Annotated in this window: 10 protein-coding genes; 8 read left to right on the top strand and 2 right to left on the bottom strand. The window is 49.8% G+C overall.

The window, feature by feature from the left end; translation table 11 throughout:
- Window positions 1-102 precede the first annotated feature (102 nt).
- From KTQ90_RS11440 to KTQ90_RS11425, 4 genes are all read left to right on the top strand, one after another.
- The gene (locus tag KTQ90_RS11440; RefSeq protein WP_217318549.1) at window positions 103-582 is read left to right on the top strand and encodes a sigma-70 family RNA polymerase sigma factor; all 480 of its coding nucleotides are present in this window, start codon (window positions 103-105) and stop codon (window positions 580-582) included.
- Window positions 583-599: 17 nt separating this feature from the next.
- Window positions 600-1,280: a DUF4974 domain-containing protein gene (locus KTQ90_RS11435; protein ID WP_254359707.1), complete on the top strand. Its 681-nt coding sequence runs from the start codon at window positions 600-602 to the stop codon at window positions 1,278-1,280.
- 16 nt (window positions 1,281-1,296) lie between these two features.
- Window positions 1,297-3,834, top strand: a complete 2,538-nt coding sequence (locus KTQ90_RS11430) for an outer membrane beta-barrel family protein (RefSeq protein ID WP_217318547.1) — start codon at window positions 1,297-1,299, stop codon at window positions 3,832-3,834.
- Between the two features lie 157 nt (window positions 3,835-3,991).
- Window positions 3,992-4,327, top strand: coding sequence for a PAS domain-containing protein (locus KTQ90_RS11425; RefSeq protein WP_217318546.1), 336 nt, complete (start codon window positions 3,992-3,994; stop codon window positions 4,325-4,327).
- 16 nt (window positions 4,328-4,343) lie between these two features.
- Here KTQ90_RS11425 and KTQ90_RS11420 read toward each other — a convergent pair whose 3' ends face one another.
- Window positions 4,344-4,973: a LysO family transporter gene (locus KTQ90_RS11420; protein WP_217318545.1), complete on the bottom strand. Its 630-nt coding sequence runs from the start codon at window positions 4,971-4,973 to the stop codon at window positions 4,344-4,346.
- Entirely contained in the window at window positions 4,970-5,263 is a 294-nt protein-coding gene (locus KTQ90_RS11415) for a LysO family transporter (protein WP_217318544.1), read from the bottom strand. The genes KTQ90_RS11420 and KTQ90_RS11415 overlap by 4 nt, the downstream gene beginning before the upstream one ends.
- A gap of 215 nt (window positions 5,264-5,478) precedes the next feature.
- On the opposite strand from KTQ90_RS11415, the gene aspA reads away from it, so the two are divergent.
- From aspA to KTQ90_RS11395, 4 genes are all read left to right on the top strand, one after another.
- On the top strand, window positions 5,479-6,897 hold the full coding sequence (gene aspA, locus KTQ90_RS11410) for an aspartate ammonia-lyase (protein WP_217318543.1): 1,419 nt from the start codon (window positions 5,479-5,481) through the stop codon (window positions 6,895-6,897).
- A gap of 126 nt (window positions 6,898-7,023) precedes the next feature.
- Window positions 7,024-7,887 carry a helix-turn-helix domain-containing protein gene (locus KTQ90_RS11405; protein ID WP_217318542.1) on the top strand — a complete coding sequence of 288 codons (864 nt, stop codon included), beginning with the start codon at window positions 7,024-7,026 and terminating at the stop codon, window positions 7,885-7,887.
- Between the two features lie 219 nt (window positions 7,888-8,106).
- Window positions 8,107-9,432, top strand: a complete 1,326-nt coding sequence (locus KTQ90_RS11400) for an MATE family efflux transporter (RefSeq protein WP_217318550.1) — start codon at window positions 8,107-8,109, stop codon at window positions 9,430-9,432.
- Window positions 9,433-9,617: 185 nt separating this feature from the next.
- The gene (locus KTQ90_RS11395; protein WP_217318541.1) at window positions 9,618-11,783 is read left to right on the top strand and encodes a choice-of-anchor J domain-containing protein; all 2,166 of its coding nucleotides are present in this window, start codon (window positions 9,618-9,620) and stop codon (window positions 11,781-11,783) included.
- Window positions 11,784-11,977: the final 194 nt, after the last annotated feature.

Here is an 11,977-nt window from a genome sequence, read left to right as displayed (position 1 = left end):
TTTGTGGAAGACAAGGAGTCGTTGAATGTTTTTTCTGTAAATTTTGAAAAAAGTTGTTGTTTTGCTTAGTTTTTCACTTTGCTCAACTGTATATATAAGTATATGACACAAGAAAAGGACATAGAACTGATGTTTCGGCGGCATTATGAGAAGATGTACAATCTGGCCAGATACATTCTCTCGGATGACGACGAGAGCAAGGATGTGGTGAGCGAAGTGTTCACGCAGATTCTTGCTGATGATGTGGTTCTGTTGCCTGAGAGCGAGGAAGGTTATCTGATGCGGAGCGTGCGCAACCGCTGTCTCAATCTGATTGCTCACAAGAGCGTGAAGGAAAGAGTGGCGAAGCTACTGTTGGATGATGCCGACGTGATTCTTTCTGAAGACACCGACGAGCGTCTCGAACAACTGCTGCTTCTCATCGACGACCTTGAGCCTCCCATCCGTAAGCTAATCTTCCGCCTGCGCTATCTGCAAGACAAGTCGTATCAGGAGGTGGCAGACGAGGTGGGAGTAAGCAAAGTGACGGTGTTCAACCATCTCTCTAAGGCAATGGACTGGATTAAAAGACAAATTAAATGAGCAAAACAATGAGTACGATGAACAAAGACGAAAAGCGGTTGATGCTCTTCGATATGCAGGAGCATCCCGAGAAATATACCGACGAGCAGGTGGAACGCTTGCTTGCCGACGAAGAAGCGCAGGAGTTTCTACGCAACTTGGCTATGGCGAGAATGGCTGGCAAGAAGGCCACGCCAAAGAAGGTGGATGTGGACAAGGCCTGGAAGGAGTTTTCGGAAAAGCACAATAAGGCTAAGTCTATTTGCAACGGAACGAACACTCCTTACCGCAACCGAATGCAGATCGCAGCCTCTATCATTGGCATCATCTTCCTCTCGGGCGTAGCCTTGGCTGCCGTGCATAATGGCTGGTTAAAGTTCGCGGTTTCTGACAAAGTTGCGGACAATAAAGCCGTGACAGAACGGACAGACAAGTCTGGTCTGTCAGCCTACGACAGCCTTAAAGCAGTTACTGCAGAGCCAAAGGACTCGCTCGACATGAAGCCCGTTGTGTTCGACAATGCCGAGTTGGGAACGATACTTACGCAGATGGCAGACTTCTATCACGTTAAGGTGAGGTATGACAACGCCGACACACAGCATGTGCGTCTCTTCTTCAACTGGAACAAGACGAAGACATTGGAGCAGAACCTGGAGATTCTGAATGCTTTCGACCGCATACAGATAGAGTATGCCGAAGGAGAACTGGTAGTAAAATAAGAACGGAGGACGTATTATGAAAAACATATTTAAGCAAACGCCCGACAGCAGCAAGACCATCTGCCTGCTTCTTTTCTTTCTGCTGTCTTTCGTCCAGCAGTCTCACGCCCAGCGCATCACCAGACAATATAACAATGTGTCGTTCTCTGAGGCGTTGAAGGACCTGAATGCCCGTCAGCATAAATACACCATTAACTTTGTGTACGACGAGTTGGAGGACTTCAAGGTGACAAAAAGCATACGCAACATGAGTGTTCCAAATGCCATCATGCAACTCATTGGCTTCTACCCCATCAGAATGACGCAGGTAGAGGACAACATAATGGTAGAATGTACGCAGAAGTCAACGCTTCGATATAAGGGACGCATTGTTGACGAACGAGGCAATGCAGCCGAATACGCCACAATAGCCTTGCTGTCGCCCATCGATTCCACCATCGTAGGTCAGGGCGTGAGCAATGAGAACGGCTACTTTGTCATTCCTTCCAACTACAGAAAGGTGTTAGCCCGTATCACATACATTGGCTATAAGACCGTAAACCGTATATTCAACAATACGGAGATGGGCATCATCAGGCTGCAACCCAAGACCATGACGGTTAAAGGTGTTGTGGTGAAGAGCAAAAGAAACACAGTGAAAGTAGAATTGAACAAGATAACCGTGGATGTAGCACATTCCTATTTGCAGTATATGGGAAAAGTAACCGACGTGCTCGGCATGATTCCAGGATTAACCTCCGACTTGCAGTTGTTAGAAGGTGGAACTCCAACATTTGTTCTCAACGGAAGACCCGTAAGTATGGCTGAGCTTAAAGCCATATCTGCGTCGCAGGTAAACAAGATTGTGGTTGATTCAAATCCAACAGTAGAATATAGCGCCAGCAATAAGGGCGTTGTGTACATCACCACCAAAACAGCATTGGGCAATACACTGTCTACAGAGTTAAGCAACACGTCTATTTTTGCCAGAAACTATGTGGATATGGCAAATGTGTCCATAAACGAGAAATACAAGAAGGTGAGCAATATTCTTACGGCAGGTTTTTCGTATTTAAGTACAACACAGATAGACAAAACCACAGAGACTGTATTCTTGCCACAAAAAGATATAGAGAGCGCAAAGGAGAGACATACGATAGGAAACGCTCGTACGTTCGAATGGTTCTATTCGATGAACTGGGAAATCAGCCGACAACAGTCGTTCGGCTTTCAATATACGGGAAACATAGGCAACACGCATATAAAAGAACCTACTTGGCAGACGATGAATGGAACCGAAATGACGTTCAATCAGAAGAAGCGAGGAGCAGACTATCTGCATAGTGCCAGCGTGAACTATAGAAACGAAATCGACTCTACACGCACACTCTCTATTATAGCCGATTACGCACAGAACCACTCCGATGAGACAGGATTGGCTGCCACTGTTCCTGCTGTCACTACAGCAAGTGAGGGAAAATATCACATCGGAGGTACACGCCTATCATACAACAGTCGTCGCAAGTGGGCTAACGTGTCAATGGGGCTTTTCTTCTCGACTATGAACAATAAAGGCAATTATGCCTACAATGCGGATGTAGAGACATACGATACTCACGAGAGTCTGTATGGTGCATATTTGTCACTTTCGAGACAATTCAGCAGCTTTTATTTGCAAGGTGGATTGCGCATGGAAGCCGACCATAGAAAGTTGGAGACCGGCGTGTCTGGAGCGTTCACCGACTCTACAGAATGGAAACTGTTCCCCAACTTGGTAGCAAAGAAGCAACTGACAGCCAAATCTTCTGTGGGCTTATCCGTAGGACAGACCATCGGACGCCCTTCGTTTTCCAACTTGAATCCCGGACTCTACTATTATGATGCCATCTCATATAAGGTAGGAAACCCGCAGCTGAAGCCAAATGTAACAACCAACATAAAGCTCAGCTATAACTATGGCAACTTGTTGGCATCAGTAGCCTACAACAGAAGTAAAGACAGAATAGTAGATCTGCCGTTCTGGACAGAAACGTCGGTTGACAATAAGAACATCAAGTTTATGCCTGTGAACTTTAACAAGTCAGAGAACATTGTGGCTACCGCTTTATATAACTTTTCGATAGGTCCGGTCCAGGTAGATCTGACAGGTTCATTCGTCCAGCCCTTTGTCAAGGCAAACTATTTAGGAGAAGAACACTCATGGAACAAAGCTTCTTGGGATATTAATGCAAATGCGCAGTGGCCATTGAACAACCATTCAATTTTAGTATTCGATGCTTATTTCGACAGTGGCGGCACAAGTACGTTGTTCGACCATAAGAGTTGGTGGACGATGGATCTGGTATATATACTTCGCATAATGAAGGGCAAGCTGAACTTGACGGTTGCTGCTAATGACATATTCCATACCGACAGGGCGAACAACTGGACAATGAAATATAACAACATACGGACAACAATGGATACCAACGGTGACACTCAACGCCTGGTAGTGAAATTGAGCTACAATTTTGGTACCTTGAAACTGGACAGCACTAAGAAATCAGCTTCAAAGGATTTCTTGAACAGATTGTGATAAGCGGCTTCCTGTTCAAAGAAACCCGCTATAAAATATCGCAGTCCGAAAAAATGTGTATCTTTGCATAAGATAGGCTGCACCTCTGCAATTGAAGCAAGCTTCATTGCTCTCGGTTTGCACTATCTTTGCATAATCAATTAAAACTATTAAGACAATGGAAAACTACGAATGGGCAAAAGAAATGAATTGTGCCGTAACGGTGTGTGATGCGGAAGGCATCATCATCTACATGAACGACAAGTCGCGCGAAACCTACAAGAAGGAGGGCGACCTCATCGGAAAGAACCTTTACGAGTGCCACTCCGAGAGGTCGAAAGAGATAATACGCCGACTGCTTACCACCGGCGGCAGCAACGCCTACACCATCGAGAAGCAGGGCGTGCACAAAGTGATATACCAGACGGCATGGAAGAAGGACGGCAAGGTAGCAGGCATCGTGGAGATATCGATGATTACGCCTGCCGACATGCCGCACTACGTAAGAGGCTAAGCCCCCTGTCACACTATCAAACCAGCGTACACCACATGGTGACGAAGAACGGCACGGTGAAGTCGGTGACGAAGCCGTGGTAGATGCTGAGTGAAACGTAGCGCTGACCAACGGTCTGCGTGATGATGGGCAGCGTGGTGTCCATTGTCGTTGCGCCGCCAGACGAGATCGGAGCCAGCGGACCGAACCACTTGGCGAGCAGCGGAGTGAGCAAAAGCGTAATCATCTCGCGTATGATGTTAGCCAGCAGAGCGATGGTGCCGAGTTCGGCGCCGCGATACTCGGTGATGAAGATGCTCGAAAGCGAGTAGTAGGCGAAGCCGCTGTCTACAGCCAGACAGTCGGTGAGCTGACGGTGATGGAGCAAGGAGCACACATCATTGTTCAAGAGCAGATAGGCTGCCGCAGCACCCATCCACGAACCGAGTATTGTGGCTACGGGCAGCAAAGCCAAGCGCGGATTCAGACTCTTTATCTCGCTCTTCATGTCAGGATTGAGACCTATGCTTATGCCTACGCAGAGCAGCAATGCGCAGAGCGCCACGAAGCTTGTGCCGCTGCTCAGCATCCACTCGGGAATACTGCCGCTGCGTCCTGCCAGCACGCCGAGCACGAAGAACGCCACTACTATCAGACTACCTTTCATCGCTTCTCTCCTCCTTTCATGCTTTTCCACAACGCCCACGCCAGCACGCAGCTGCCAAGCGTTGCGCTCACCGACAACACCATCGCCTCTACGCCCAACGTGGGCAGTGCGGCGATAAGCTCTCTGTTGCTGCCCACCTCAAGACCGAGCATGAAGAGCAGCAGCCATATCAGCCACGTCGTGAAGCGTCCGTTCAACGCACTTATCGCACCGACCTTTGAAGCCAGACGGGTGCGCAGAGTATAACCCAAGGCTATACCGAGAAAAATAAACAATATTACTATAAACATTACTTTTGATGTATTAAGAGTTTGTGCGAAGTTACGACATTTCGGGCAGACTGCAAAAGAAAAGACTGAAAGTGGTTTGCTTTTTACAAATAAAGGTTCGCTTTTTATAAACGCTTTATCTGATATAAGCCGTAACTTTGCAAAAGTAAAAAAGTAAAAGAGTAAAGAGTTTTAAAAAAAAGAAAACAATAAACGTCTTAAAAAATACTACTTTTATGACAAACGAAAAGAAATTCAGAGTAGAAGCCGACCTCTTGGGAGAGCTTCAGGTTCCTGCTGACGCACTCTACGGCGTGCAGACTCAGCGCGGTATCAACAACTATCATATCTCGCGTAAGACGATGAGCGACTACCCCGACTTCATCATCGCCAACGCATACGTAAAACTGGCTGCTGCGCAGACCAACCACTCGCTCGGCGTAATCAACGACGAGATCTCGGGTGCGATATCTGAGGCTTGCCGCGAGATTATCGACGGCAAGTGGCACGAGAACTTCCCTATCGACATGATTCAGGGCGGCGCAGGCACATCAGTAAATATGAACGTCAACGAGGTTATCGCCAACCGCGCACTCGAAATCATGGGTCACGAGAAGGGCGAATACCAGTATTGCTCGCCTAACGACCACGTCAACTGCGGTCAGAGCACCAACGACGCCTACCCGACATCTATCCGTCTGGCACTCATTCGCATGAACATCCACCTCGTAGGCGCACTCACCGGCCTCATCAGCGCTTTCCGCTATAAGGCAGAGGAGTATAACGACACTATCAAGATGGGTCGTACACAGTTGCAGGACGCTGTGCCTATGACAATCGGTCAGGAGTTCAACGCATACGCCAACAACCTTGAGGAGGAGATTCTCAACCTCGAGCGCAACGTGAAGCTGCTGCACGAGATCAACATGGGCGGCACAGCCATCGGTACCGGTCTGAACGCCGTTCCGGGCTTCGCAAAGCTCTGCGCTGCCAACCTCAGCAAGCTCACCGGCGAGAACTTCATATCGGCAAGCGACCTCGTAGAGGCTACACCCGACACCGGCGCATACGTAAGCTACTCTTCTGCTTTGAAGCGTCTGGCTATCAAGCTCTCTAAGATTTGCAACGACTTGCGTCTTATGGCTTCTGGTCCGCGCTGCGGCTTGAACGAGATCAACCTCCCGCCGAAGGCTCCTGGTTCTTCTATCATGCCGGGCAAGGTGAACCCTGTTATTCCTGAGGTTACAAACCAGGTATGCTTCAAGGTTATCGGCAACGACACCACAGTTTGCTTCGCAGCCGAGGCAGGTCAGCTCGAGCTGAACGTGATGGAGCCAATCATCACAGCGAGCCTCTTCGAGAGCCTCACATGGCTGAAGAACGTGATAGAGACACTCACAGAGGAGTGCGTGCTCGGTATCACCGTAAACAAGGAGCGTTGCTACGAAATGGTGAAGAACAGCATCGGCATCGTTACTGCTCTCAACCCAATCATCGGCTACAAGGCAAGCTCGAAGGTGGCTAAGGAGGCTCATGCTACGGGTCGCTCCGTGTACGACATCGTAATTGAACAGGGCTTGATGAGCAAGGAAGAACTCGACAAGGCGCTCGACCCGAAGGAGATGCTCCACTCGCACAAGTTCTCTTTGAAATAAAGCAAGGACAACTATATTATATGTAGAGCTAAACCTGTAAGCGAAACCATTTTTCAAATAACTGGTTTCGACTTACAGGTTTTTTTTATAATTTTGCACTACACAAATCAGAAGAAGACATATTCGATGAAAGTATATAATTTGGAAGAGTTTGCCACAAAATATAATCTGAAGGATATATATGGTGCATACGCCGCCCACTTCTACGTGAACGGAGAAGAGGGCGACTGTTTTTCCGACTTTGACACTTACGAAGACGACAGTTTCTACAGCATGTTTGCAGAGCGCACGCTGTTCACCAAACTGCTTCTTGTGCAGCGAGGCAGCTGTCTTCTGCAACTGCATGAAGACGACGCTGAGCAGAGCGTGCAGCTCACGGCGCACGACATGCTGATAACCACACTGAATGAGGTGGCGAGCGTAAGCAACTTCTCTGCCGACTTCGAGGCAGAGGGCATACTCGTAGACGAAAGCTTTGCGAAGCAGGCGCAGCGCTATCAGCTCAACGACACAAAATACAAGAGCATTTCTGATATATTCCACTTCGTGTGCGACATCGTGCGCCACCAGCACATCAACAAGATTGAGATGATTCGCAGTATGTTCAATGTGCTGAGACTCATCATCGACGAACTGCCCTACGAGCAGTGCTCCGTATCGCGCGACCTCGGACACAAAAAGGAGGTGTACGAGGTTTTCCTTCACCATCTCTACCGCAACTATCGCAAGGAGCGCCAGATTCGCTTCTACGCCGACAAGCTGAACGTGTCGCCGGCTTATCTCTCGCGACTGGTGAAGGAGATAAGCGGCTCGACTATCAACGAGCATGCCACATCGCTCGTCTACAAGGAGATTTGCAACCTGCTCACGCAGACCGATATGACGATGGGCGAGATTGCCGACCATCTCAACTTCAGCGACCAGAGCGCCATGACCAACTTCTTCAAGCAGCGCTCCGGCATGACACCGCTCGCCTACCGCAATAGATAAAAGTAAAAGAGCCCCTCCCAACCCTCCCCGTCGGGGAGGGCTTAGTAAGACTTAAAGAGGCATAGTAAGGCTTAAAGAGGCATAGTAAGGCTTAAAGAGACATAGTAAGGCTTAAAGAGGCATAGAAAAAAAAGGAAACAAACAGGATAACAAATGAAAACACAAGACCCCAACAGCAACCCTTCTGCTACATCGCAGAAGGCTGCATCGGTGAGCGATATGACCGTAGGATCGCCACTGCGCCAAATCACCAAGTTCGCATTGCCCTTGATATTGGGCTACATCCTTCAGCAGATGTACCTTGTCATCGACGCCGTCATCGTAGGCAGATGGATAGGCGTGGGCGCACTGGCGGCTGTAGGCGCTTCTACATCTATTACCTTTCTCATAATGGGCTTCTGCAACGGAGCCTGTGCAGGCTTCGCCATACCAGTGGCGCAGGCGTTCGGTGCGAAGGACTACCATAAGATGCGCGTCTACGTAGCCAATGCCGTGCGTATTTCCGTGGTGATGGCTTTGGTGATAATGGTGCTATCGCTTATGTTCTGCCACCGCATCCTGCAGATGGTGAATACTCCGGCTGACATTTTCCACGACGCCTACACATTCCTCATGCTGCAGTTCGCCGCCATTCCATTCACGTTCGGCTTCAACCTCCTGTCGGGTCAGATACGCGCCCTCGGCAATTCGCGCCAGCCGTTCTACTTCCTCATCACTTCCGCCGTTGTGAACATCCTGCTCGACGTGGTGCTCATACTCTTCTGCGGCATGGGCGTGGCAGGAGCCGGCATAGCCACATGGCTCTCGCAGGGCGTCTCGGTATGTCTCTGCATCTGGTATATACGCAAGCGCATGCAACTGCTCATTCCGCAGGGCGACGAGCGCCGCTACGACAACCGCCGCACGAGTATTCTGCTGAACAACGGCGTGCCGATGGGTCTGCAGTTCTCCATCACCGGCATTGGCATCATCATGCTGCAGAGCTCCAACAACGCTCTCGGCACTACATGCGTGGCTGCCTTCACCGCCTCGCTCCGCATAAAGTATCTCTTCACCTGCGTCTTCGAGAACATCGGCGTGGCTATGGCTACCTACTGCGGACAGAACCTCGGAGCACAGCGCATTGACCGCGTAACACGAGGCGTGAAGGACGCCATCTGTCTCATGCTCGTCTACTTCGTCTTTACGTTTGTCGTGATATATCCTTTCGCCGACTATATGATGCGACTCTTCGTAGACAGCGGCGAGGCTGCCGTGGTGAGCAACGCTGCGCAGTATATGCGCATCAACAACTACTTCTACCCCACGCTCGGACTGCTCACCATCATGCGCTATTCTATCCAGGGACTCGGCTTCAGCAACCTCTCTATGCTCAGCGGCGTGATGGAGATGATTGCACGCTGCGGCGTAAGCCTTTGGCTCGTGCCGGCTATCACCTGGACCGGTGTCTGCTTCGGCGACCCAGTAGCCTGGATTATGGCTGATCTGTTCCTCGTTCCGGCGTTCCTTTGGGTGCAGCACCGACTGAAGAATACATCGAAATAACAAGGAGAAAGGTATATAGACCGCATATTCCTGTGGATTTATCACCGCCGAAAGCTTTTTTCTGACATTTTATTTCGTCTTTCAATATTTATCGTTACTTTTGCAAACGTAAACATTTTTTACGTTTACAAAAGTAACGAACCATCAATATACATAAGTAGATTGACCCCAAAAACAGAGAGAGTATGAAAAATGCCTTATTCCCCAAAACACACCACCCACTTGCTTCACTCACAAAAGCTGCCGTCACACTTCTGACTGCCGCACTTACACAGTCTGTTAATGCACAGGAACTGTTCGGTCGACTTGCCGACGAGGGCGTTGACATCGTCGGATCGGTTACATACGGAAAGAAGAACTCCTACGACGCCATGACGCAGGGCTACTACCGCTTCAGTTACGACAACCGCTTTCAGGCGCAGCTCACAGAGCCACTCAGAGAGGCTATCGTGTCTGGAGGTTGCACCTACCACAACGGCAAGATATACGCTTCCGAATACGACGACTCGTCGCGACTCGGCTTCCAAAAGCCCCATTGGGTTGTGCTCGACGCAAAGACCTTCGAGGTGCTCTACGACCGACAGATGAACGACAACTACGAGCTGACCACTCTAAGCATGACATACGACCCGACCACCGATGCAATCTATGCCATCAACCGCACATACATGGAGACCTTCCTCATCACCATCGACCCTGCAACGGGCACACCGACACGCTTGGGCGCCGACCTTGACAACAACTACAGATACGAGGCTATTGGCTGCGACAAGAAGGGCGACGTCTATTGCATCTACATGGAGTCGAAGAACGACCATGTAGGCATTGAGCAGGACCTGTGGTATCTCGGGAAAGTGAACAAGAGCGACGGAAGCCTAACAAAGGTGGGCGACATCTCGATGGGCAATCTGCTCAGCGGCGACAGTTTCATAAACGACACACGCAAGCAGTCGTTGTTCTGCAACTTCAAAACGGGCAAACTCTACTGGATATATCCAAGTTCGAGCCTCAACCTCAATATCGAATACACCTGCATTGCCGAAATCGACCCAACAACGGCGCAGGGCACACTGGCTGCCTACCTCAACAACACGGTGCTTACCACTGGCGCCTTCTTCCAGGAGCCGTGCGACAAGGCGCCTACCTCGATATCTGCCTTCGAATACGTAGAGACATCGAAGGACGACAGAACCGGCAAGCTGCAGTTCGTGATGCCTACCGAAGCATACGACGGATCGGCATTGACGGGCGAACTGAGTGCGGTAGTGACAGAGGAGGACGGCGACACAATAGCCTGTCTGAAAGGAGAAGCAGGAGCACTTGTGGCTACCGAACTCGTTAAGCTCGACAACGGCGACAACAAGGTGGGCATAACGGTGAGCAACGCCGTCGGCGACGGACCTACCGTATACCGCACTTTCTTCGTCGGAAAAGACAGTCCGGCGCAGTGCCAGAACATACGCCTCACAAGCGACGGACTGAAGACCATTCTTACTTGGGACGCACCCACCACCGGCGAGAACGGACAGCCTATTGACGTCTCGCAGCTCACCTACGACGTGGTGCGCTACCCGTATGAGGTGACAGTGGCTAAGGGCATAACCGAATGTCGTTTCGAAGAGACGCATCCTGCCGAAATGACCCGATACGTCTATCTCGTGACGCCGCACTTAGGACGCTACGACGGTCAGGGAGCCTTCTCCAACAACCTCATCGTGGGCACACCGCTCGACGTGCCATACGGCGGCGCCTTCACCAATCCTGCCGACATGATAAACTACTACACCATCCTCGACGCCAACAACGACGGCTACTCGTGGAAGTATTCTACATCGCAGGCAAGTGCAGTCTACGGATTCAACCCCAACGAGGCTGCCGACGACTGGCTCATCTCGCCACCCGTCAACTACAAGGCAGGACACACCTACGTACTCCGATTCAGCGCCCACTCTGCAATGGAGGAATACCCAGAGGCTATGGACGTGACATTCGGCAACGGACGTTCGCCAGAGGAGCAGTCAAAACAGCTGCTGTCGCTCGAAAGCATTCCGCTGCCGCCAAGCGCTACAGAGGACAACGTGTACGAGGTAGAGTTCACGGTGCCGCAGGACGGCGTTTACTACTACGGTTTCCACTGCGTAACACCTGCCTACCATGCCAACCTCTTCCTGCACGACATCAGCGTACAGGACAAGGCGGAGATGACAGCGGTAAGCACCATTGACACCGACAACGTTTCAGTAAAAGGTATATACAACAGCTTAGGTATGAAAACAAACCGAATGCAGCGCGGTCTGAACATCGTGAGATGGAATGACGGTACGACGCACAAGGTAATATCAAACAAATAAACCCAAATCCCAATGACCGATTTGGGATAAAAAAAGAGTAATATGGCGTTTTTTTACGCTATGTTACTTTTTTTTTACGCAATGGAAATGCCCTATTGAGAAATAAACAATAAATTTGCACAAAACTAAATGCTTACTAATTTTTATTGCTGTCCGCTAAAACTTTTCATACAAAATAAATTAGGGCTGACACT

Origin of the sequence: Leyella stercorea, from assembly GCF_019052365.1 — a bacterium.
Lineage (GTDB): Bacteria > Bacteroidota > Bacteroidia > Bacteroidales > Bacteroidaceae > Prevotella.
The sequence above is the reverse complement of the archived record's forward strand: the minus strand, read 5'-3'. Positions and strand labels throughout refer to the sequence as shown.